Raw genomic sequence first — 23460 nt, 5'->3', positions numbered from 1 at the left:
CTCAGTCGACCGGCACCAACCGGACCAGCTGCCCATCGGCAGCATCGCTCAACAGGTACAAAAGACCGTCCGGTCCTTGACGGACATCGCGAATGCGCCCGACCGCATCCTCCAGCAGGCGTTCCTCGTGTACCACGCGTTCGCCGTCGATCTCGAGCCGTACCAGCTGGCGGAACTTCAAGGAACCGACGAACAGGTTGCCCTGCCAGCCCGGGAAGGCGGCGCCGTCGTAGAACGCCATACCCGAGGGCGCAATCGACGGTACCCAGTAATACACCGGTTGTTCCATGCCGGGCTTGGTGGTGCCTTCGCCGATCTGCGTGCCGATCCCGTAGTTCACCCCGTAGGTGATGATCGGCCAGCCATGGTTGACTCCGGCACGCGGGATGTTGATCTCGTCGCCACCTTGCGGACCGTGCTCATGCGTCCACAGCCTGCCGGTGACCGGGTGCAGTGCCGCGCCCTGGATGTTGCGGTGACCAAAGCTGAAGATCTCGGGCCGCGTCCCTGGCTGACGCACAAACGGATTGTCGGATGGGATCCGGCCGTCGTCGCCGAGCCGGATCACCGAGCCGGCGTGGTCGCCCAGATCCTGGGCGCGCGGACGGTCGCCGCGGTCGCCCAGTGTGACGAACAGGTGCCCGGCACGGTCGAACACCAGGCGTGAGCCGAAATGTCGCGCGGTGCGCGACTTGGGCAGAAGCCTGAACAGAACCTCGGTCGCCAGCAGCGCATCGCCTTCGAGGCGGCCACGCGCGACGGCGGTGCCGCTGCCGCCCGCTCCGGCCTCCACGTAGCTGAAGTAGATCCAGCGGTTGCGTGCGAAATCGGGGTGCGGCACGACGTCCAGCAGACCGCCCTGGCCGGACGCCGCAATCGCCGGCAGGCCGCCGATCGGGTGCGGCTGCAGACGTCCGTCGGCCGTGATCAATCGCAGCCGCCCAGGACGTTCGGTGACCAGCATGCGCCCGTCGGGCAGGAACGCGAGTGACCAGGGGTGTTCGAGGCCGCCGACCAGCGGCTCGACGCGAAAACGCGCGCGTTCACTGGTTTCGACCTCGCCGGCGGCAACCGGCCGAACGGCGCCGAGTGCAGCAGCCAGCAACAGGAGCGCAATCACGAGAGGTGGCGGCATATCGCGGTCGGGTCGCAGTATCACGCCACCATTGTCGGCGGCGCGCTGCTGTCCTACAAGTCAGGGTGCCGTGACCGACGGCCGGATACCGATGGGTCCGCTCAACGCGTCGCCAGGATCTGCCGGTCTTCCGCGTTCGTTTGCAGTGCCGCGAGTGTCAGGAGACGCTGCTCGATGTCGCCGCGCAGCTGCGCGTCACGAATATCGCGTGCCGCCTGGCGTGCGGGATCTGCGGCGCCGCGCCATGCGAGATTGGTCGCGACCAGCGCCTGCTGGCGATCCGCATCGGCGGCCGGGGTCGAAGGAGGGAGCGGCCCGAGCGCCTCGGCGCGGCCGAAATCGCTGGCGATGATGCGTCGGAACGTGTGCGCCAGGGGACGCGCTGCGTCGAGTGCCGCTTCCGCCTGTTGATCAGCGGCGCGCGGCCTGCCGAGCAGCTCGGCGACCTCGGACAGGCGCGCGTGCGCGCGCGCGCTCACCGCCGGATGGGACACCGCGGAGACGACGCCCAGCGCGGCCACGCGCTGACCGCGCGCGGCGAGGTGCACGGCGAGTTCCCCGAGACGCAGTTCGCTTTGCAGCGGCGCATCGGTGGCCAGACGTGCACTGTCCACGGCGATATCGATCGACCCCAGCGCGGTATAGGTCTGCAGCAGCTGGTCGACCGCCGGCTGGGCATCGGTGTCGGCGGGCAGGGCGTTGATCCCGCTGCGCACCCGTACCGCGAGCCGGCGCGCGGTCGGCCGGTCGCCCGTCGCGTGGTAGGCGCGTGCGAGGTGTGCCAGCGCGATCAGTTGTTCTGTCGTGTGCCCCACGCCCTCCAGTGCAAGGTTGGCTTCGGCGAACCAGCGGCCGGTGTCTGTCGGGTTCGCGGTGGCCGCGCGTTGCGCGGCGATCAGCGCGTACAGCGCGACCGTCTCCGCCGTGCCGGGCTGCGCCGTGCGCATCACGCTCAGCAGGCGCGCATCGGTGGCCTGTCCGGTGTCCGCCTGTCCGGCGGACCGATGCAGGGCGTCGAGTGCCAGCAAAGCCACCACCGAGGCCTCGACATCGTGCTCCTCGAAGGTCCTGCGGATCACCCGCTCGACCGACTGGCGCCGCCCGGCATCGGTCGCCAGGACTTCATGCCCCACCAGCGCCAGCAACGCCGTCAGACGCTCGCCCGGGTCGGCTGCGAGACGTGTGGCTGCGACCGCGTCGTCGATCCTTCCGGCGAGCAGCAGTTGCGTCGCCAGGTTGGTCGCACGCAGAGTGGTCAATGGGGCCGGGAGTGTGGTGACCGACCAGTAGCGCAGCGCCTGGGCGATCTGTTCCGCTTCGCTCATCGATCCCGCGTGGTCAGTACGGGCCGCCTGGCCCGTCTCGTCGGCCTTTTGCCGCGCCGGGCCGGCGGCCGGCGCTGGTGCGTTCAGCCAGGGGGTGGTGTCGACGCCCTCGACAGGCGACGAGGGATCGGCCAGCCGGTCGCCCGCGCCGCCCAGCGCGCCCAACAGGTCGCTGGCGAGGTGCAGCGTCTTGGCATTCTCGGCGACGACCATCAAACCCGGCCGTTCCGGTGCCTGCGTGGCCACACCGGCATCGCCGTCGAAGCCCAGCTGGTGGTTGTAGAGCATGGCGCTACCCACGCCGACCGCGAACACCGAGGCCACCAGGGCGGCCGTTCGCAGGTGGTCGGTAAACCTGCGGTTCAGGCCGAGTTCGCGCCGTACCTGCCGCTCGATCTCCTTGCGCAGCGCCTCTTCCTGCGCCCGCTCCTCGGCTTCGATCGTTTTTCGTTCCTTGGCGCGCTCGATATCGATCAGCCGCTGACGCATGCGCTCGCGTTTGCGCTTCTCGTCGGCGACCTTCGCGAACTTGGCGGCCACCACCCCGCACTCCGGGCAGACCGTCGGTAGTGGCTGGTCGATTGGCAGGCGCACTGCATAGTGACAGGCGTGGCATTGGAAGACGTGTGAGCTGTCCTGTGCGAGGTCCTCCAGCCGCCAGTCCTGCCATGCGGTCTGGGTCGGTTGTGCGGTATCGCGCAGCGTACAGCGCGCGCCCATATGATTCAGGGTGCGCAGCAGGCGCTGTGCCTTGTCGTGACTCGATGTCTCGAACAGGACGGCGCCGGGAGGCTGTTCAAACAGGGTGATGACTTCCTGGGTGTTCAGGCGCAGCAGCCGTTTCACCTGCTGCATGATCTCGACACGGCGGTTGCCCACCGCCTGCGTCCCCTGGAACACAAGCTGGTAGCGCTTGCTCATCGTGGGTCCGTCCTTGCACTCGGCAGATTCTTTTTTGTTGGCGCCATTCTATCGTGGGTCGATGGAACTTTGACGAGTGCGCCGCGATCCGATGCTTTTGTTTCGTGCGGCCGCCCCGGTTGTCCAGCGCCCACGACGCGCCTCAGGCGTTTTTTTCGGCCCTTTCGAGCGACTCCGCGGCGATGAGCCACTGCTCTTCTGCAGCGGCCAGGCGGGTGTCGACGCTGCCCTTGTGCTGCAGCAAGGTCTGCAGCCGGTCCTTCTGGGCCGCTTCGTACACTGCCTGGTCGCCCAGCTGATCCTGCAAGGCGTCGCGTTCACGTTGCAGTTCGTTGAGCAATCCCTCGGCGCGCTGCAGGGCCTGACGCAGCGGCTGCAGCGCCTTGCGTCGCTCAGCCTCGACGCGCTTGCGTTCGCGGCGTTGCTCCGCACTGTCGGCCGTTTTGGCTGCCCCGGCCGGCGGCTGCCGCAGGCTGCGGCCATGCGCGCTCAACCATGCGGGATAGGCGTCGAGTTCGTCGGCGAACTCGTCGACCCGGCCGGCGGAAACCAGCAGCAAGCGGTCGCATGTCAGGCGCAGCAGGTGACGGTCGTGCGACACCACGACCATGGCGCCCTCGAAATCCTGCAGCGCCGTGGCGAGCGCCTGGCGCATGTCCAGATCCAGGTGGTTGGTCGGCTCGTCGAGCAACAGCAGGTTGGGCCGTTGATAGACCAGTATCGCGAGGACCAGGCGCGACTTCTCGCCGCCGGAGAATGGCGCTATCGGTTCCAACGCCTTGTCACCGAAGAAACCAAAGCCGCCGAGGTAGTCGCGCAGCGCCTGCTCGCTGGCCAGCGGATCGAGCTGCTGCAGGTGTTCGACCGGACTGTGCGCCGCCTGCAACTGTTCCAGTTGGTGCTGGGCGAAATACCCGATCGCCAGATGGCGCGCCTCGATACGTTGACCCTGCAGCGGTGCCAGTTCGCCGGCGAGCAGGCGTATCAGCGTCGATTTGCCTGCGCCGTTCGGACCGAGCAGGCCGATCCGGTCGCCCGGATTGAGCACCAGGCGGACCTGCTCGATGATCGCCTGGCCATCGTAGCCCGCTGCGCACTGTTCGATCTGCAGCAAGGGGTGCGGATTCTTCGCCGGTGGGGCGAAGCTGAACTGGAACGGCGAATCGACGTGCGCCGGCGCGATCTGCTGCATGCGCTCGAGCGCCTTGACCCGGCTCTGCGCCTGCCGCGCCTTGGTGGCCTTGGCGCGAAAGCGCTCGACGAACCCGCGCATGTGGGCGATCTCGCGCTGTTGTTTCTCGAACGCCGCCTGCTGGTTGGCCAGTTGCTCGGCACGCACGCGTTCGAACGCACTGTAGTTGCCGGTGTACTGCGTCACGTGCGTCTGCTCGATGTGCAGGATCTGGTTGCAGACGCTGTCGAGGAAATCCCGGTCGTGCGAGATCAGCAACAGGGTTCCGCGAAACTGCCTCAACCAGGCCTCGAGCCAGATCACCGCGTCCAGATCGAGGTGGTTGGTCGGTTCGTCGAGCAGCAGCAGGTCGGCAGGGCACATCAGGGTGCGGGCGAGGTTCAGGCGCATGCGCCAGCCACCGGAGAAGTCGGCGACCGGGCGTTGTTCGTCGTCGGGTCGAAAGCCGAGACCGCTCATCAGGCTCGCGGCGCGGCTGTTCGCCTGATAGCCACCGATGTGATCGAGTTCGGCATGCAGGTGGGCGATCTGTTCGCCGTCGCCGCGCGCCTCGGCGTCGGTCAGCCGTTGCTGCAGCCGCCGCAGTTCCCGGTCGCCATCGAGCACGTACTCGAGTGCAGCCTGACGTGTCGAGGGTGCCTCCTGTTCGACCTGGGCGAGGACCCAGCCGGCCGGATAGCGGACGCTGCCGGTGTCGCTGCTCAGCGCGCCCTGGACCAGTGCGAACAGGCTCGACTTGCCGCACCCGTTGGCTCCGGTCACGCCGGTCTTCTGCCCCGGGTGGATCTGAAAACTGGCCTGTTCGAACAGCAGGCGGGGCCCGCGGCGCAGGGAGACGTTGTCGAACTGGAGCATGTGATCGGTGGCGGGTTCGGGGTGCAGCTCGGGGAACGTCGCATTATAGCGATGCCGAGCCCGTTTCAGGCGCGGTCGAGACGCCGGTATCCGATGGCCTCGCTCAGATGGTGCAGGGCGATCGCCGTGGCGCCGTCGAGGTCGGCCAGCGTGCGGGCCACCCGCAGGATGCGGTGAAACGCACGTGCCGAGAGACCGAGTTTCGCCTGCGCGTCGCCGAGCAGGCGCTCGCCGTGCGGTGGCAGGGCGCAATGGCGTTGCAGTTCGGCCTGGGCGAGGCGTGCATTCGGTCGGCCCTGACGCGCCATCTGCCGAAGCCACGCGGCCTGTACGCGTTGCCGCACGCTGGCGCTCGGTTCCGCAGCGCCCGACAGTCCTTCCAGCAGTTCGTCACGCGCCAGGCCGGGGACCTCGATCTGCAGATCGATGCGGTCGCGCAGCGGTCCGGAGATTCGTCGCTGATAGCGTTCCGTCTGCTGTGGCGTGCAGCTCGCACAGGCGCGGGCAGGGTCGTTCGCGTAGCCGCAGTGACAGGGGTTCATCGCCGCAATGAGTTGAAAATCCGCCGGGAACTCGGTCTGGCGTGCCGCGCGCGAGATCAATACGCGGCCCGTTTCGAGGGGCTCGCGCAGTACGTCCAGCACGCGCCGTTCGAACTCCGGCAACTCGTCGAGGAACAGGATCCCATTGTGCGCCAGCGAGACCTCACCCGGCCGCGGGGTGCTGCCACCGCCGATCAACGCGGCACCGGAAGCGGTGTGATGCGGGGCACGGAACGGCCGCTGGCGCCACAGCGCAATATCGAGCGGCAGGCCGGCGACCGAGCGGATCGCAGCGCTCTGCAGCGCCTCGTGTTCGTCGAGCGGCGGCAGGATGCCCGGCAGACGCTGTGCCAGCATCGATTTGCCGCTGCCCGGCGGCCCCATCATCAGCAGGCTGTGACGGCCGGCCGCGGCCACTTCGAGTGCGCGCTTGGCCTGCGCCTGGCCGGCCACCTCGGCGAGGTCGGGTTCTGGCTGCACCGGGGCCTGTGGTGGCTGCGCCCGGCTCGCGGGGATCTGTTGGCGGCCAGCCAGATGCGCGGCGACCTCCAACAGGTGTCCCGCCGGGTGCAGCGCCAGGTCGCCGGCCAGGCTGGCCTCCGGGAGATTGGCGGTCGGCAGCAACAGGGCGCGGTCATGGTGCCGGGTCTCGAGCGCAAACGGCAGGATGCCGCCGACCGCCCGCAGCGCGCCCGCCAGGCTCAGTTCCCCGACCAGCTCGTAAGGATCCGCACAGCCTTCGGGCAGCTGGCCACTGGCGATCAGTATCCCGACCGCGATCGCGAGATCGAAACGGCTGCCCTGTTTCGGCAGGTCGGCCGGGGCAAGGTTGACGGTGATGCGTCGCGCCGGGAAATCGAAACCGCTGTTGAGCAGCGCGCTGCGCACGCGGTCGCGGCTCTCCTGCACGGCCTTTTCCGGCAGTCCGACGATATTGAACGCCGGCAGGCCGTTCGCCAGATGGGTTTCGACCAGTACCGTGGGCGCCGCGACGCCGAGTGCGGCGCGGCAGCGTGTGCATGCAAATGACATCGACGTCCCTGTTGTAACGCGCCCGGCATCCGGCCGGACGATGGATCATTCCTGCCCGGCGTCGCCATCGCCTTCGAGTGCGGCGACGCGCGCCTCGAGGGCCTCGAGCTTCTGTCGGGTGCGCAGCAGTACCGCCTGCTGCACCTCGAACTCCTCGCGGGTCACCAGATTCAGCCGTCCCAGCGTGGATTCCAGGACGCCGCGCAGGTTGCGCTGCAGATCGTCCTGCAGCAGGTGCAGTCCGCCCGGCAGGTTGTCTGCAAGGCGCCGCGAAAGGTCGTCGAACAGCTTTGGATCCAGCACGGTCTGGCCTCGGGCGTGGCACGGGTTCGGATGCCCGCAGAGTAAAGAAAGCATCGCCTGACTGTCCACCGACGGCACTTCGCACCAGGTTGGTGCATCAACTTGGTGCGGCACCCGAGCGCAGTGCGCTAATGGTGCAGCGCGCCTGCCGCGCGCCTCGTGGTTGTATTGCAACTGTATGAAATTGCATACAAATTAGCCTTTGGCATGGCTCCTGCTTTGCAGCGTCCAGTCGCGTGTATCGCACCGATTAACTCGTTAATTCAATAAACTTTTGGGAGTTGACCAAATGAAGCTGAACAAACTTGCCATCGCGGTCGGTGTGCTCGCGCTGTCGGGAACCGCCACCGCCGAAGTGACCGCCAACATCGGCGCCACCAGCAATTACGTGTGGCGCGGCGTGACCCAGACCGACGATGGCGCAGCGATCTCGGGAGGCCTCGACTACGCCCACGACAGCGGCTTCTACGCCGGCACCTGGGCCTCGAACGTTGACTTCAATGGCGCCAACGCGGAAGTGGACTTCTATGCCGGCTTCGGCAACGAGTTCGACAGCGGACTCGGCTACGACGTCGGTGCCATCTACTACTTCTACCCGGGTGCGGACGATCTGGGCGGCAACGAGGACGAGATCGACTTCGCCGAGGTCTACGCCAGCGTGACGTTCGGCCCGGTCACTGGTGGTATCAACTACACCGTCTACAAGGAAGACGACGACGCCGATACCAACGACATCTACTACTACGTCTCCGCATCGACCGAGGTCGCTCCGACCTGGAGCCTCGGCGGAACCCTCGGCTACTACGACTTTGATGAGAGCGATGCCTACAGCCACGCCCAGATCGACGTCACCAAGGATGCCGGCGACTTCGGAGAGTTCACCTTCTCGCTGTCGCAGATCATCGATGACGACGACCTGGGCCTGGACGACGACCTGATGGTGTTCGTCTCCTGGGGCAAGACCTTCGAGTAAACCGAACAAAGACGACGCGTGCGGACACCGTGACGCGGTGTCCGCCCATCAATACCTAGGAGTAACGTCAAATGAAACTGGTTGCAGCCATCATCAAGCCTTTCAAGCTGGATGACGTGCGCGAGGCCCTTTCCGAGATCGGCGTGGCGGGTATCACCGTCACCGAGGTCAAGGGTTTCGGCCGTCAAAAGGGCCACACCGAACTGTACCGCGGCGCCGAGTACGTCGTGGACTTCCTGCCCAAGATCAAGGTCGAGATCGCCATCGATGATGAGCAGCTCGACCGCGTGATCGAGGCGATCAGTGCCGCAGCGAAGACCGGCAAGATCGGCGACGGCAAGATTTTCATCTACGAACTGAACCAGGCGATCCGCATCCGTACCGGAGAGTCGGGCCCTGAAGCGCTGTAAAGGCCGGGAGTTTCCAATGGAAAACAATATTTTCGAATTACAGTACGCCATCGACACGTTTTATTTCCTCGTGATGGGCGCACTGGTCATGTGGATGGCGGCCGGTTTCGCCATGCTCGAGTCCGGCCTGGTGCGCGCCAAGAACACTACCGAGATCCTGACCAAGAACATCGCGCTGTATGCCGTGTCCTGCATCATGTACCTGGTGTGTGGTTACGCGATCATGTACGGCGGCGACTTCCTGCTGACCAGCATCGCGCTGGATGGCGCCGAGAACGCGGATGCGTTGACCGCGACCGTGCTGAAGGAATCGGCCGAGGCCGGCTTCAGCGGCGACTCGGTCTACTCGGATGCCTCCGACTTCTTCTTCCAGGTGGTGTTCGTCGCAACTGCGATGTCGATCGTCTCGGGTGCAGTAGCGGAGCGCATGAAGCTGTGGTCTTTCCTGCTGTTCGCGGTTGTGATGACCGGATTCATCTATCCGATGGAAGGCAACTGGACCTGGGGCGGCGAGTCGGTGTTCGGCCTGTACAATCTGGGCGACGATTTCGGTTTCTCGGACTTCGCCGGTTCCGGCATCGTGCACATGGCCGGTGCGGCCGCCGCGCTCGCGGGTGTGCTGCTGCTCGGACCGCGCAAGGGCAAGTACACCGCCGACGGTCGTGTGAACGCGATCCCCGGCGCGAACCTGCCGCTGGCCACGCTCGGTACCTTCATCCTGTGGATGGGCTGGTTCGGCTTCAACGGCGGCTCGGTGCTGAAGCTCGGTGACATCGCCAACGCCAACTCGGTCGCGATGGTGTTCCTGAACACCAACGCCGCCGCGGCCGGTGGCCTGGTCACCGCGCTGGTCGTTGCCCGCCTGTTGTTCGGCAAGGCCGACCTGACGATGGCCCTGAACGGTGCGCTGGCCGGCCTGGTCGCGATCACCGCCGAGCCGTCGACGCCGTCGCCGCTGGCGGCCACCCTGATCGGGATGGTCGGCGGCTTCATCGTGGTGTTCGCGATCCTGACCCTCGACAAGATGAAGATCGATGACCCGGTCGGTGCGATCTCGGTGCACGGCGTGGTCGGCTTCTGGGGCCTGATGGCGGTGCCGCTGACCAATGACGGTACCAGCTTCGTCGGTCAGCTGGTCGGTGCCGGTACCATCTTCGCCTGGGTGTTCGCGGTCAGCTTCGTCGTGTGGCTGGTGATCAAGGCGATCATGGGTATCCGCGTCAGCGAGGAAGAGGAGTACGAAGGTACCGATCTCGGCGAGTGTGGGCTGGAGGCCTATCCGGAGTTCACCGGTACCCGCGGCTCGGGCATCTGATCGATCGGTCTTGGCCGATCTGGATACGGGGGCGCCTTCGGGCGCCCTTTTTCGTTGCCCCGGCTGCAGCGGTTCAAACGATCGGCGGTTCCTCGACCAGCTCCGGCGGCGAGATGCCGGTACCCTCGTGCAGTGCGTCGAGATGTTCTTCGAGCAGCGATGTCTGGCGGGTGCGGCCGACATGGAACAGTGCCTCGCCCTCGAACACCAGCGGTAGGTTGGTGCGGCCGATCACCACGCCGTCGTACGGCGCGGTCAGTGGCATCTCGGACTCACCGGTCGGATCGGCGACCACGCCCAGGGTCTCGCCCTTGGCCACCAGTGCACCGAGCTTGGCCTGCGCGCGCAGGATGCCGCTTTGCGGGGCGCGCTGCCAGCTGCTCGAGCGCAACACCGCGCTCGGCCGGCTGGGCCGACGCTTGGTCTCGGGCAGCATCGAGAGCTGGCGCAGCACGTTCAAGATGCCGCGCAGGCCGATCTGGATCGACAGCTCTTCGAAACGCAGTGCCTCGCCGGCCTCGTAGACCATTACCGGCACGCCGATCTCGGCCGCCGCGTAGCGCAGCGAACCGCTTGGGGGTGCCGAGTGCAGCAGTACCGGCGCACTGAACGCCTTGGCCAGGGGTTCCAGGATCGGATCGTTGATGTCCGCACGGACCTGCGGCAGGTTGTCGCGGTGGATGGCGGCGGTATGCAGATCGATGCCGAAGTCCGCGCGACTGACGATCTCCGACATGAATACATGGCCAAGCCGGCCGGCCATCGAGCCGGATTCATTGCCGGGAAAGCTGCGATTCAGGTCGCGGCGGTCGGGGAGGTAGCGCGAACGGTTGTGGAAGCCGAACACGTTGACGATCGGTACCGCCATCAGGGTACCGCGCAGGCGCCGCATCTGTGGGACGCGCAGCACCCGGCGGATGATCTCCACGCCGTTGATCTCGTCACCGTGCACCGCCGCACTGACGAAGATCACCGGGCCATCGTGTCGTCCATGCAACACGTACGCCGGCATCGACACGGGATCATTGGTGTACAACCCCGGCAGCGGCAGGTTGACGGTGTTGCGCGTGCCTGGGGATATGCTCTTGTCACCGATCTGGAAGGCAGGGCGCGCGGTCGCCATCTCAGCCCTTCCCGCGGGTTCTGGTCTTGTTCGGTTGATGGTTCGTCTCGATGAACTGGATGATCAGGCCCGCGATGTCTTTCTGCGTGGCGCCTTCGATGCCCTCGAGCCCTGGTGATGAGTTGACCTCCATCACGACCGGGCCATGATTGGAGCGCAGGATATCCACCCCGCATACGTTCAGGCCCATGATGCCGGCCGCACGTGCGGCGGTGGAACGCTCCTCGGGTGTGAGCTTGATCAGGGTCGCACTGCCGCCGCGATGCAGGTTCGAGCGGAACTCGCCCTCCTTGCCCTGGCGCTTCATCGCCGCGACCACTTTCCCACCGACCACGAGGCAGCGGATATCTGCCCCCCCGGCCTCCTTGATGAACTCCTGGATCAGGATGTTCGCCTTCAGCCCCATGAACGCCTCGATCACGCTCTCCGCGGCCTTCTCCGTTTCGGCGAGTACCACGCCGATACCCTGGGTGCCTTCGAGCAGTTTGATCACCGCCGGTGCCCCACCCACCATCTTCAACATGTCCTGCACGTCGTCCGGGGAGTGGGCGAAACCGGTGACCGGCAGGCCGATACCCTTGCGCGCGAGCAGCTGCAGCGACCGCAGCTTGTCGCGCGAACGCGTGATCGCCACCGATTCGTTCAGCGGGTACACCCCCATCATCTCGAACTGGCGCAGCACCGCGGTGCCGTAGAAGGTCACCGAGGCGCCGATACGGGGAATCACCGCGTCGAATCCGGTCAGGTCTTCGCCCTTGTAATGGATCGACGGGCGCATCGAGGTGATGTTCATGTAGCAACGCAGCACGTCGAGCACGCGCACCTCGTGGCCGCGCTGCTGTGCGGCTTCGACCAGGCGGCGCGTCGAGTAGAGCTTGGGGTTGCGGGAAAGTATCGCAATTTTCATAAGGTTCACCTTTTCGTGGAATCCCGCGCGGACAGGTAGGATGCGGCCGGATCGACGCAGAATCCCCCTGCAACCAGTGCGGTACGCCCCAGCAACATGCGAAAGCGCATGCTGTCGCGGTTGGTCAGGGTGAGCTCGATGTCGTCGTCGAAGTCGAGCAGCACCATGCGGGTATTGATCACCAGGCGGAGTTCACGATGTCCGCCCGAGTCCGTGACCTGTCTTTGGTCCAGGATCTCGGCCTTGCAGTGCACGATCTCGTCGACCTCGCGCTGCAAGGGGTGGACGCCGAAACGCACCATGTCCCGTCCGTGGGCGCGGTACTGCTCGACATAGAACGCGTGCAGACAGGAGGTGCGCGCGCCGGTGTCCACCTTCGCCTTGATGCGCGCGATCCCCAACGCCGGCAGCGCCAGCCACTCCCGCCAGCCGAGCATGCTGTGTTCCTTGTTCACTGAATCCTATCCTGTTCCGGCCGCGGATCCTCGCCTGTGACATCTTTCTGCATGTGGACCACCCTTTGCGGGAACGGTATCTCGATACCGGCTTCGCGAAATGCATCATCGATCGCGAACAACAGATCGCTGCGCACCGACATCTTGTAATCGATATTGCTGATGAAGCAGCGCAGTTCGAAGTCCAGCGAACTGTCGCCGAAACCGATGAAGTACACGAGCGGTGACGCGACCCGCGGGTCGTGCAGCACCACCATCGGGTGTTCGCGCGCGACCCTGTGCAGGATGTCCCTGACCTGGCGCGTGTCTGAACCATAGGCGACGCCAACCGGCACCCGGACCCGGCCGAAGGTGTCCGTCAGCATCAGGTTGGTGACCTGATTGGATATCAGCTCCGAATTCGGTACCAGGACCTCGGCGCGGTCGAAGGTCTGGATCAGCGTGTAGCGGATGCTGACCTTGCGTACATAGCCCTCGGTGCCGCCGACGATGACCCAGTCGCCTGGGCGTACCGGGCGCTCGAACAGCAGGATCAGGCCTGATACGAAGTTGTTGACGATATTCTGCAGGCCAAAACCGATACCGACCGAGAGCGCGCCGGCCACGATCGCGATGTTCTGGAAATCCAGGCCCGCCATGCTCAATGCCAGCATGATCGCGATTCCGACAATCGTATAGCTGGTCAACGCGACCACCGATTGCCGGGCGCCGGCGTCGAGCGTGGTCTTGGTCAGCCAGCGCTCACCGAGTTGTTGGCGCAGCCAACGTGCCAGGGTCAGCAGAACGAGAAATGCGAACAGTGCGGCGATGAGCTTCACCGGTACGATGCGTACCGCACCGATGCTGAAACCGTCGGTGAACAGGTCGCGGACCACACCGGTATCCGATGCCGACACCTGCCAGCTGAACAGCAACCAGTAGCCGAGCGCGATCAAGGTGCCAATCCAGACCAGCCACTTCAATGCACTGAGGCCGGGCACCCGTTCGCCGCGTCGGTAGCCGAGCCATTGACGCGCCCCCGACTGTAGCTCGTTGTCGGCGTCACCGAGTGCGTTGAACAGCAGGCCGAACAGTGTCAGCAGCCACCAGCTGAGCAGCAGCCCGGTCCCGGTGCCGTAGACGCCGAGCGTCAGAAACCAGCCGAGGTTCAGATAGCCCAGCCATTCAGCGAGTGGGCCCGCCAGCAGCGCGATCGCGATCGGCAGTCGCAGGCTGCGCAGCGTCTCGAGGTCCTTGCGCTGAATCAGTCTCTGCACCAGCCACAGCGCGACCATGACGAGGGCGAACAGGAACGTCGCACGCAACAGCAACAGTGCGTCCTCGGCGAGGTAGTCTCCTATGCCGAACAGCTTCAGTGCCATCGCGACGATGATCAGCACCAGCAGCAGGCGCGCCGGCAGGCCTTCCGGGCACTGCAGATTGCCGTGGCATACGAACAGCTGGAGCAGGGGGGCGACGATCACGGAGATCACCAGCGCGCCGCCTATTCCTGCCAGCGGCGCCGCGCCCCCCACGTACAGCGAGATGGTCACCGCCAGAAACACGACCAGCGCCGGCGCACGCCGGCCATACATGTCGGCCAGCACGTTGCGTTTCCGCGGCACGCTGGGCTCGTCCGGGCCCGGCAGCGGAAACTGCTCGCGCAGCACCTGGCCGAACATGAGCGCGACCGGCAACAACAGCGACAGCAATATGAGGCCGACGCCGAGTGCCGGCCACGGCTCGAATACCAGGGGCTTGGCCGGTTCGGTCTGCAGACCGTTGATCACTATGTCGGAAAACGTCTGCCACACCGGGCGTTCGCGGTGCAGAAGTGCACGCGAGAACATCTGGCGGCGCTGCTTGAGCATCTGGTCGCGGGTCTCGCGCGCATTCAGTTCGATCAGGCGACACACCGCCAACTGGCGCTCGGTCGTCTGCTGTTGTTGCTGGAAACGTCGAAGCGCGTCACGCACTTCCGCGGCGGCGCTGCTGTCCGGCTCGCCCAGTGCGGAGATCTTCTGCTGGATGCCGGCGAGGCCCGTCTCGTACTCGCTGACACAGCGTTCTGCACGCTCACGCAGTGCAGCGATCTCCTGCTGCACCTGGGCAAACGCGCGATCGGTGGGCGGTTCCCGTTGCCAGTCCTTGATCAGCGTGTTGATCTGCTTCATTTGCGACTCGGCGCTGGTCGACCAGGTCGCGGTATCGTCTTTCTCGGTCGCCGCGCCCGGCGCGGTAAAGGGCGCGGACAGACACAGCCACAGCAGCAACAGCCGGGAGGCACGCAGCCAGGCGTTCATAAGGGCTTCTTGTCCTGTCGGGCTGAACGGAGGAACCCAACCGCCCGCTGTCGATTGTTGGCTAGCGGTGTCGGTTGAAGGATTGCGGCTATGATAGCCGGATGCGTGCCTGGCGAAACATGCAATTCCAGAACCTGTTGCTCATCGTGTGCCTCGGTAGCCCCTTGCCCGCGGTGGCGGAGGTATATCGGTGGACCGATGAGCAGGGGCGGGTGCACTACGGCGAGCGGCCGCCGGCCGAGGGGGCCAGTGTCGTCGACCTTGATCACAGCGCCCCTGACGGGGCTGTCGACGCCGAATTGGCGAAACGCCAGGCCCGCCAGCGCCGGATGCTGGATGCGTATGCGCATGAACACGAGAAAAAGGAACGCGCAGCGACGCGCGAAGCGGAACGCAAGTCCGCCGATGCAGCCCGCTGCCGCAAGTTGCAGGCGTACTGGCAGCGACTGAATCACGGCGGACCGATCTATTTCAAGCGCGACGACGGCGGGCGCGACTACCTCGACGAGAAGCAGCGCGAGGCGGAGAAGGCGCGTGTTCGTCCGGCCTATCTCGAGGCGTGCGGCAGTCCACCTTGACGGTGTCGGGCGACGCCGGAGATGTCGTGCTGGTACACGGCATGGGGTTGCCGGCGATGTCGCTCGGATTCCTCGCGGTCGATCTGCGGCGTGCCGGCTACCCTGTGCACTTCGTGCACTACCGCACGCGCGCCGCCGGGGTCGAGGGTCTGGTCAGACGTTTTTTGTTGCCGGTTTTCGAACGCTGCAGGCACGACCGGCCGATTCACGTGGTCGCGCATTCGCTCGGGGCCATCCTGGTACGTTGGTATCTGCAGGACGCCGCCCTGCCGACGGGCAGCCGCGTGGTATTGCTCGCGCCACCGAATCAAGGCAGCGAGGTCGTCGATCGCCTGCGCGATTGGCCGCCGTTTCGCTGGTTTGCCGGTGCAGTGGGTCAGCAACTCGGCACAGGCCCGGACGGCATAGTACGTCGCCTGCAGCCGGTAAACGCAGAGGTTGGCGTGATAGCGGCCAACCGATCCCTGCAGCCCTGGTTCTCGCGCATGCTGACCGGCGAAAACGACGGTGTGGTCACGGTGCGCGGCACCCGGCTCCCGGAGATGCGTGATTTCGTCGTCGTCGAAAGTGCGCACAACCTGATGCTGTTCAATGGCACGGTGCGGAATCAGGTGTTGCGTTTTCTGGCCACCGGCCGGTTCTGCCACTGAGCGTTCACGGGTTTTCCGCTCAACATTCCGCGAGCAGTTCCTGCATCATCCGTTCGGCCTGGCCGCCATAACCGCCACCGAACAGATTCAGATGATTGAGCACGTGATACAGGTTGTAGAGTGTCTTGCGCACCCGGTACCCCGGATCGATCGGCCAGGCCTCGCGGTAGGCGGCATAGAAGTCGGCACTGAATCCGCCGAACAGCTCGGTCATCGCCAACTCGGCCTCGCGATCTCCGAAGTAGGTCGCCGGATCGTAGATCGCCGGCGCGCCCGAGTCGGTGAAGCCGATGTTGCCTCCCCAAAGGTCACCATGCAGCAGCGACGCTTGCGGGTTGTGGTCGATCAGTGCCGGGAAGCGTGCCAGCAGCTGTTCGCCCAACACCTGTAACCGGCCACCATGGCCGTTGCGTGCCGCCTCTTCGAGCTGAAAGCCGAGCCGGCGATCGCGCCAGAACGCGGTCCAGTCGGGATCCGGCTCATTGCGCTGCAGGGTCGCACCGATGGTATTGGACCGGTGCCAGCCGAAGGTCGGGTTGTGATGCCGGTGCAGCTCGGCGAGCTGGCGGCCGGCGGTCCTCCAGCCGTCGCTGTCGCCGCGACCCAGGCGCAAAAACTCCAGCACGATGAAACTGTGACGGCCGCTGGTGCCGGTGCAGAGCGCGCGCGGTGCGGCGATGCTGGCGCTGTCCGCCAACGCGTTGAGTCCGTCCGCCTCGGCCTCGAACATCTCCAGTCGCGTCGCATCGTTGGTCTTTACGAACCAGGTCGCATGACCGTCGGTCAAGGCGAACGCCTGGTTGATGCATCCGCCGCCTTGTGCCCGCGGCGCGGAGGCCTGGAACGGCCGGCCGGTCGCGCGGCCAATCTGATCCGCTATGTCGCGCCAAAGATCCACTGCTCGGGTGCTCGTCAATCGGGTGTTCGGACAAAGGGGGTTGGCCGCAGCGGGCGGCCACTCTCGCCCGACAGGGTAAGCGTTCGGGCGCGTGTCCCGCAAAACTGCACACGCCGGTGTTTTCCCGTTTTCGGTAATACCTGCCCGGATCTGGGAATGCGCGAAAACCATTGGATTTTCGTTTTTTCGCCGTGCGTCAGATGATTAGCGCCAGGTTCCCGGTTGGCCCAAAGACTGCATCACAAGGTGTTTGGGTATTTTGTCGCCGTCGGCGGCGGTGCGAATGGGGAAATGCCCGGCAATGATTGCGCGTCTCTTCACGCTGGGACTGGCCGCGTTACTGAGCACCTTGGACTGTCGTGCCGCGCCACCGGATCCAGGGAAGTTGAGCGGACGGGCGCTTGGCCAGTATGTATTCCTGACCTATTGCGCGGGCTGTCACGGCTTTGACGGTCTGGCGTTCTTTCCGTCGGCGCCCTCGTTCGCGATGGGTGACCGGCTCGCGAAGAGCGACATGGAGTTGATGCGCAGCATCCTCAAGGGCCGTAACGCGATGCCCTCGTGGGAGGACAAGCTACCGCTCCGATGGCTGGAGGAGGCACTGGCCTACATTCGGCATGTCGCATTCGCCACCCACGACGCGAGCAGTCCGCCGATCAACCAGATGCCCGAGAGCTTCTTCATTTTCGCGCCGCTGGGGACGGACATGATCCTCGATTGGCCGGTCGACATCCCCTAGGCCGGGTGTCGGTTCAGACTGTGCCACGCGGTTGATGGCCGATGCGTTCCCGCAGCGGACTGCTACGCGGAAAATGCGCGCGCAAAAATGCCATCTGGTCGGCCAGCACATGGCGACCCTGCAGATAGATGTATTCGGCGTGCGTCGGGGCGAACGGGATCGCCAGCAGCTGCATACCCGCCTGCTCCGGCGTGCGCCCGGCCTTGTGGTTGTTGCAACGGGTGCAGGCGGTCACCACGTTGGTCCAGAGGTTCTGCCCCCCCTGGCTCAGCGGCGTCACGTGGTCGCGCGACAGGGCGCCCTGGCTGAATCGGTCGCCGCAGTACAGGCACAGGTGGTCGTCACGCTGGAACAGCGTGCGATTGCTCAGCGGGGGCGTGTAGCTGTCGCGCAGCTGGTGGTTGCCATGGGTAGCCACGATCGAATTGATCTCGATCGTGCTGCGTCTCCGGGTCAGCGCATTGATGCCACCGTGCAGTGTGAACAACGGCTCGCCGCACACGTAGGCGACCATGTCGAGAAAGTGCAGCCTGGCGGCCGCGCGGAAGTCAATCCATTCCAACGGCATTCCGGACGCGTCGGTACGCAGGATCTGCTGTGTAAGATTCGGCACAGGCACCACCTACACGAGGGTTGCCCGGTTATTGCATAGATCTCGACGCGATTTCAAGCGCCGCCCGCGGGCCGGAGAGCGGCGCGCTGCGCGTACCATTGCAGGGGTGACGGTGCGCGCCCGACACGGCCCCACGCAGCTGCGACCGCTGGCTGGTCCGGGCGATATCACCGCTACGCGGCGGGCGGGACGCACGGCCGGGCTAAATCCTGCGCTCACTTATGCACACTTCCCGGGCACCCCGGCAACCCGAGGGTTGTTCCTAAGGTGGGCCCCGGTAGAGCCCCGGTATTATTTGTAACACTTTGATGTATTGGTATTTTTCGGTAGACTCCGTCGCCTCGACAGGGCCCGCTGGAAGATCGCGTGTTGCGACGCAACATGGGTTTCGCAGGGTCCTTCCACAAAGTTATCCACAGATTTCAGCATTGACCACTAAGCCACTGATTGCCCGAGTATTCATTGCGCCGCCTCGCGCGGCCGGCGGGCCACTTCGGCGGATGTCGAGCGGCGCCGGGCGCGCATGAGCGGGCAGGTCGCACAGGTCGCGGTCGCTGCGCCGCTACATTCGCTGTTCGACTACCTGATCCCCGATGGGATGTCCGCGGTTGTTGGCGGTCGCGTGCAGGTGCCGTTCGGTCGTTCGCAGCTCGTCGGTGTCGTGGTTGCCACAGGTGGTGCGAGTGCATTGGCTCCGCATCGCCTCAAGCCGTTGCATACGGTGCTCGACAGTGAGCCGCTGTTCGCCGGGGCGGATCTGGAATTCCTCGCCTGGGTGGCCGCCTACTACCACTACCCGATCGGCGAAGTGGTGGCGGCCGCGTTGCCGGCGCGTCTGCGTCGCGCACTCCCCGTGCTGCCGGCGGGCGAACCGGGATGGCGGTTGACCGGGAAGGGACGTGCGCAACTCGCCGATCCGCCGCCGCGCGCGCCACGCCAGGCTGCTTTGCTGCGTTGGTTCGCGGGGCGCCCTGGCGGTATCGCGACGCGTGACGCGCTGCGCAGCGCGCCGCACAGTGCCGACACAACGCGGGCCTTGCGCGACAAGGGTTGGATCGAGGCCGTCAGCGTGGAGCAGCCTGTCGCCGGGCCGACCACAAGTGCCGCCAGACACACGCTGAACGGCGAACAGGCCGCGATCGTCGCCGCGGTCTCCGCTGACCTCGGCCGGTTTTCGGTCACCTTGGCAGACGGCGTGACCGGGAGTGGCAAGACCGAGGTGTATCTGGAGCTGGCGGCGACCGTGATCCGGCGTGGCGCCTCGGTGCTGGTGCTGGTGCCCGAGATCTCGTTGACGCCACAGTTGCTGCGCCGTTTTCACCGGCGCCTGGGAGACACCGTCTGCGTCACCCATTCCGGATTGGCGGAGAAGCCGCGCGAGCTGGCATGGCAGCGCATGCGGCGGGGCGCCGCGCGTGTGATGTTGGGCACACGGTCGTCGGTGTTCACGCCGATCGCCGACCTGGGACTGATCATCGTCGACGAGGAGCATGATCCTTCGTTCAAGCAGACCGAGGGTCTGCGTTATTCGGCGCGTGATCTCGCCGTGGTCCGTGCCCAGCGAGCCAACTGTCCGCTGGTGCTGGGTTCAGCGACCCCGTCGTTGGAAAGTCTGCGCAATGCCGAGGCGGGGCGTTATCGGCACATGCGACTGGAGCGCCGTGCAGGCGGTGCGCGCAGTCCGCGAATCGACCTGCTCGACCTGCGTGACCAGCCACTGCATTGCGGCGTCAGCGAGCCGTTGCTCGAGCGGGTCGCGACGACGCTGCAGCGCGGTGAACAGGTGATCCTGTTTCTCAATCGGCGCGGATTTGCACCGGTGCTCAGTTGTTTCAGCTGCGGCTGGTTGTCCGATTGCCCACGTTGCGATGCGCGCCAGACGGTGCATCAGGCGACTGGCCAGTTGTGGTGCCATCACTGCGGTGCGCAACGGCCTGTGCCTCGCACCTGCCCTGAATGCGGCGCGAACGACCTGCATCCGCTCGGCCAGGGTACCGAGCGCCTGGAGGGCTTTCTCGCCAAGCGCTTTGCCGGCTATCCGCTGATCCGCCTGGACCGCGATGCGACGGCCCGCAAGGGGAGTCTCGAACAGCAGCTGCAGCGGCTGCACGACGCCGAGGCCGCGCTGTTGGTGGGGACCCAGATGCTGGCCAAGGGTCACCATTTTCCGCGGGTCACGCTGGTCGGTGTGCTGGACATCGATGGGGGTCTGTACAGTGCCGATTTCCGCAGCACCGAACGCCTGGCGCAGTTGCTGGTCCAGGTCGCCGGTCGCGCGGGGCGCGGGGAACGCGCAGGCCGGGTGTTGATCCAGACACGGTTCCCCGATCACCCCCTGCTGCAGACCCTCGTGCGCCACGGTTATCCCGCGTTCGCGCATCAGGCGCTGGCAGAACGCCGCGCATCACAGTTGCCGCCGTACAGTCACCAGGCGATGCTGCGCGCCGAGGCGCCGCACATCGAGCAGGCGCGGAGCCTGCTCGACGAGATCGCCGAATGGGCGAGATCGCACGCGGTCGACGGTGTCGAGATCTGGGGTCCGGTGCCTGCGCCGATGACGCGGCGCGCCGGGCTGCACCGGGTGCACCTGCTGTTTCAGGCCGCGCAGCGTGATGCTTTGCACAGAATGCTCGACCCGTTGCCCGCCTACCTGAGCCGTCTTCCGGCGGCGCGCCGCGCACGCTGGAGTCTCGACGTCGATCCGATCGACCTGTACTGAGCACGGCCGCGTCTGCCGCAGCGGTCGGGTTCCTGGTATCCTCGTGCGCCCTTCATTCGCGCGAACGCCCAGCATGAAATCGCAAATCGCCGTCCTGGTGTCGCAGGCCCTCGAGCAACTCGTCGCCGAGCAGGTGCTCGCGGCCGCCGACATCCAGACACCGGTGATCGAACGCACCCGCGATCCCGCGCACGGAGACTTCGCCACCAACGCCGCCCTGGTCAACAGCAAGGCGGCGAAGATGCGCCCGCGTGACCTTGCCGAGCGCCTCGTTGCGGCGCTCCCGTTGTCGGCGATGGTCTCGGCGGTCGACATCGCCGGGCCGGGGTTCATCAATTTCCGGCTGGCTGACGCCGCGTATCGGCTGCTGATTCCCGAGATCCTCGAACAGGGCCACTCCTTTGGCCGCAGCGAACTTGGTGCCGGCAGACGTGTCCAGGTGGAATTCGTGTCCGCCAACCCGACCGGGCCCCTGCACGTCGGGCACGGCCGCGGTGCCGCCTACGGCGCGGTGGTTGCCGATCTGCTCGACGCCGTCGGCTATCGGGTGCACCGCGAGTACTACGTCAACGACGCCGGGCGGCAGATGGATATCCTCGCGACCTCGGTATGGTTGCGTTATCTCGAGTTGTGTGGCGAGGCGCTGGACTTTCCCAGCAACGGCTACAAGGGCGACTACGTCTGGGACATCGCTGCGACGCTGCACCGCGACCATGGCGACGCCTACCGGCATATCGCTGCCGAGGTGTTCGAGGGCGTGCCGCTCGATGCGCCGGCCGGCGGCGACAAGGAATCGCATATCGACGGATTGATCGCGCGGGCCAAGGCCCTGCTCGGCGACAATCGCTACCGCTTCGTATTCGAGCTCGGCCTGAACGTGATCCTCGACGATATCCGTGACGACCTGAGCCTGTTCGGCGTCGACTACCAGGAGTGGTACTCGGAACGTTCGCTGACCGAGTCCGGCGCGGTGAACAAGGCCATCGACCGCCTGCGTGCCTCCGGTCACCTGTATGAAAAAGCCGGTGCCTGGTGGTTCCGGTCCACCGATTTTGGCGACGAAAAGGACCGCGTCGTGGTGCGCGACAACGGCCAGACGACCTATTTCGCGTCGGATATCGCATACCACATGGACAAGCTCGAGCGGGGTTTCGACCGGGTGATCGACATCTGGGGCGCCGATCACCACGGTTATATTCCGCGGGTCAAGGCGGCCCTGCAGGCGACCGGGGCGGATGCGTCGAAACTGGATGTACTGTTGGTGCAGTTTGCGGTCCTGTACCGGGGCGGCGAGAAGGTGCAGATGTCGACGCGCTCCGGCGAGTTCGTCACCTTGCGGGAGTTGCGCAAGGAAGTCGGCCGCGATGCGGCGCGTTTCTTCTACGTGATGCGGAAATGCGAGCAACACATGGATTTCGACCTGGATCTCGCAAAATCGCAGTCCAGTGACAACCCGGTGTACTACGTGCAGTACGCGCATGCGCGCATTCACGCGGTGTTGCGGCAGGCCGCGGAACGCCTGATCGACGTTGCGCCGAGCGAAGGCGCCGCAAACCTCGAGCAGCTGGTCGAGAGCCACGAGCTCGATCTGTTGAAGGCCCTGTCTCGTTACCCCGAGGTCGTCGAATCGGCCGCGAGCAACGAAGAACCGCATCAGTTGACCAACTACCTGCGTGAGTTGGCAAACGCCTTCCACACCTACTACAACGCCCATCAGTTCCTGGTCGACGACGCGGCATTGCGTGACGCGCGCATCAAACTGATCCTGGCGACCCGGGAGGTGCTGCGCAATGGATTGAATCTGCTCGGCGTCTCGGCGCCCGAGCAGATGTGACAGGTCGTCCTGACGGGTTAAAATCCGTTCCCAAGAAGGACCCCGCCGTCGATCGCTGTGACGCGAGCTGAAACCGCTGTGCCTCGAGACTACAAACACCGCGCGCACAAGAAACCGCAGAAAAAGCCGCTGCCCGGCTGGTTGTGGCTGCTGACCGGCCTGCTGCTGGGCGGCATGATCGTCGGCCTCGTCTGGCTCAAGGGGCAGTCGCTGGACGCGGGCGGTGACTGGGTGGGCGCCAAGCCCGATCGGCCGCCGCAGGGCAAGGCGGCGGCCGCGAAGGTCGTGGAAACCCCGCCACCGCCGAAACCACGTTTCGACTTCTACAGCGAACTGCCGAAGATGGAGGTCGTGGTTCCCGACGAAGAGATCGACCGCCCGGCGCGCGCACCCGAACGCAGTCCGGCAGTGGCCGAGGTCTACCTGCTCCAGGTCGGGTCCTTCCGCCGGGCGCAGGATGCCGACCGCCTCAAGGCGCAGCTGGCCCTGCTCGGTTTCGAGGCCGAGGTCGTGCGCGCACAGCTGAACCCACAGGATGCAAGGTACCGCGTCCGGTCCGGCCCCTATGCCGGGACGCAGGCGCTCAACAGCGCGCGCCGACGGCTCGCCGACAATGGCTTCAAGGGCATCGTGATCCGGGTCGGGGGCGGTTGAATCGG

20 protein-coding genes are annotated in these 23460 nt (G+C 65.7%); 9 read left to right on the top strand and 11 right to left on the bottom strand.

The features are described 5' to 3' along the window. Window position 1 precedes the first annotated feature (1 nt). The 5 genes from H6955_14115 to H6955_14095 form a co-directional block, all read right to left on the bottom strand. The gene (locus H6955_14115) at window positions 2-1135 is read right to left on the bottom strand and encodes a PQQ-dependent sugar dehydrogenase (GenBank protein MCP5314689.1); all 1134 of its coding nucleotides are present in this window, start codon (window positions 1133-1135) and stop codon (window positions 2-4) included. Window positions 1136-1236: 101 nt separating this feature from the next. Next, window positions 1237-3381 (bottom strand): hypothetical protein, encoded by a 2145-nt coding sequence (locus H6955_14110; GenBank protein ID MCP5314688.1) that lies wholly within the window; start codon window positions 3379-3381, stop codon window positions 1237-1239. A gap of 142 nt (window positions 3382-3523) precedes the next feature. Then, a complete protein-coding gene (locus H6955_14105; GenBank protein ID MCP5314687.1) occupies window positions 3524-5428 on the bottom strand; it encodes an ATP-binding cassette domain-containing protein in 1905 nt (634 codons plus the stop codon). Window positions 5429-5493: 65 nt separating this feature from the next. Beyond that, on the bottom strand, window positions 5494-7002 hold the full coding sequence (locus H6955_14100; GenBank protein ID MCP5314686.1) for a YifB family Mg chelatase-like AAA ATPase: 1509 nt from the start codon (window positions 7000-7002) through the stop codon (window positions 5494-5496). A gap of 45 nt (window positions 7003-7047) precedes the next feature. Next, the gene (locus tag H6955_14095; protein ID MCP5314685.1) at window positions 7048-7305 is read right to left on the bottom strand and encodes an accessory factor UbiK family protein; all 258 of its coding nucleotides are present in this window, start codon (window positions 7303-7305) and stop codon (window positions 7048-7050) included. A gap of 289 nt (window positions 7306-7594) precedes the next feature. On the opposite strand from H6955_14095, the gene H6955_14090 reads away from it, so the two are divergent. From H6955_14090 to H6955_14080, 3 genes are all read left to right on the top strand, one after another. Beyond that, the gene (locus H6955_14090; GenBank protein MCP5314684.1) at window positions 7595-8278 is read left to right on the top strand and encodes a hypothetical protein; all 684 of its coding nucleotides are present in this window, start codon (window positions 7595-7597) and stop codon (window positions 8276-8278) included. A gap of 71 nt (window positions 8279-8349) precedes the next feature. Then, window positions 8350-8688: a P-II family nitrogen regulator gene (gene glnK, locus H6955_14085; protein MCP5314683.1), complete on the top strand. Its 339-nt coding sequence runs from the start codon at window positions 8350-8352 to the stop codon at window positions 8686-8688. Between the two features lie 16 nt (window positions 8689-8704). Then, window positions 8705-10003, top strand: a complete 1299-nt coding sequence (locus H6955_14080) for an ammonium transporter (protein MCP5314682.1) — start codon at window positions 8705-8707, stop codon at window positions 10001-10003. A 73-nt stretch (window positions 10004-10076) separates the two neighbouring features. On the opposite strand, the gene H6955_14075 is transcribed toward H6955_14080, so the two are convergent. Genes H6955_14075 through H6955_14060 form a run of 4 tightly spaced genes read right to left on the bottom strand, consistent with a single transcriptional unit; the run spans window position 10077 to window position 14770 of the window. After that, window positions 10077-11126, bottom strand: a complete 1050-nt coding sequence (locus H6955_14075) for a succinylglutamate desuccinylase/aspartoacylase family protein (GenBank protein MCP5314681.1) — start codon at window positions 11124-11126, stop codon at window positions 10077-10079. A gap of 1 nt (window position 11127) precedes the next feature. After that, window positions 11128-12033, bottom strand: coding sequence for a 30S ribosomal protein S6--L-glutamate ligase (gene rimK / locus H6955_14070; GenBank protein ID MCP5314680.1), 906 nt, complete (start codon window positions 12031-12033; stop codon window positions 11128-11130). Between the two features lie 5 nt (window positions 12034-12038). Beyond that, window positions 12039-12470: an ATP-dependent zinc protease gene (locus H6955_14065; protein MCP5314679.1), complete on the bottom strand. Its 432-nt coding sequence runs from the start codon at window positions 12468-12470 to the stop codon at window positions 12039-12041. Window positions 12471-12484: 14 nt separating this feature from the next. Continuing rightward, on the bottom strand, window positions 12485-14770 hold the full coding sequence (locus tag H6955_14060; protein MCP5314678.1) for a mechanosensitive ion channel family protein: 2286 nt from the start codon (window positions 14768-14770) through the stop codon (window positions 12485-12487). Window positions 14771-14871: 101 nt separating this feature from the next. On the opposite strand from H6955_14060, the gene H6955_14055 reads away from it, so the two are divergent. Next, entirely contained in the window at window positions 14872-15348 is a 477-nt protein-coding gene (locus H6955_14055; GenBank protein MCP5314677.1) for a DUF4124 domain-containing protein, read from the top strand. Continuing rightward, entirely contained in the window at window positions 15345-15998 is a 654-nt protein-coding gene (locus H6955_14050; protein MCP5314676.1) for an alpha/beta fold hydrolase, read from the top strand. Before H6955_14055 ends, H6955_14050 begins: the two co-directional genes overlap by 4 nt. Window positions 15999-16017: 19 nt before the next feature. Here the strand turns inward: H6955_14050 and H6955_14045 are convergent, their stop codons facing one another. Beyond that, the gene (locus tag H6955_14045) at window positions 16018-17067 is read right to left on the bottom strand and encodes a fructosamine kinase family protein (GenBank protein ID MCP5314675.1); all 1050 of its coding nucleotides are present in this window, start codon (window positions 17065-17067) and stop codon (window positions 16018-16020) included. A gap of 130 nt (window positions 17068-17197) precedes the next feature. Between H6955_14045 and H6955_14040 the strand changes: the two genes are divergently transcribed. Then, entirely contained in the window at window positions 17198-17635 is a 438-nt protein-coding gene (locus H6955_14040) for a cytochrome c (protein MCP5314674.1), read from the top strand. A 13-nt stretch (window positions 17636-17648) separates the two neighbouring features. Here the strand turns inward: H6955_14040 and H6955_14035 are convergent, their stop codons facing one another. Next, window positions 17649-18248, bottom strand: coding sequence for an HNH endonuclease (locus tag H6955_14035; protein ID MCP5314673.1), 600 nt, complete (start codon window positions 18246-18248; stop codon window positions 17649-17651). A 523-nt stretch (window positions 18249-18771) separates the two neighbouring features. Between H6955_14035 and H6955_14030 the strand changes: the two genes are divergently transcribed. From H6955_14030 to H6955_14020, 3 genes are all read left to right on the top strand, one after another. Then, the gene (locus tag H6955_14030) at window positions 18772-20967 is read left to right on the top strand and encodes a primosomal protein N' (GenBank protein ID MCP5314672.1); all 2196 of its coding nucleotides are present in this window, start codon (window positions 18772-18774) and stop codon (window positions 20965-20967) included. 73 nt (window positions 20968-21040) lie between these two features. Further along, window positions 21041-22801 carry an arginine--tRNA ligase gene (locus tag H6955_14025; GenBank protein ID MCP5314671.1) on the top strand — a complete coding sequence of 587 codons (1761 nt, stop codon included), beginning with the start codon at window positions 21041-21043 and terminating at the stop codon, window positions 22799-22801. Window positions 22802-22879: 78 nt separating this feature from the next. Beyond that, window positions 22880-23455, top strand: coding sequence for an SPOR domain-containing protein (locus H6955_14020; GenBank protein ID MCP5314670.1), 576 nt, complete (start codon window positions 22880-22882; stop codon window positions 23453-23455). The last annotated feature ends 5 nt before the right edge of the window (window positions 23456-23460 follow it).

The sequence above is a fragment of the Chromatiaceae bacterium genome (assembly GCA_024235395.1).
In the GTDB taxonomy this organism is placed as follows: domain Bacteria; phylum Pseudomonadota; class Gammaproteobacteria; order Chromatiales; family Chromatiaceae; genus Thiosocius.
This window is presented reverse-complemented; position numbering and strand designations above follow the sequence as displayed.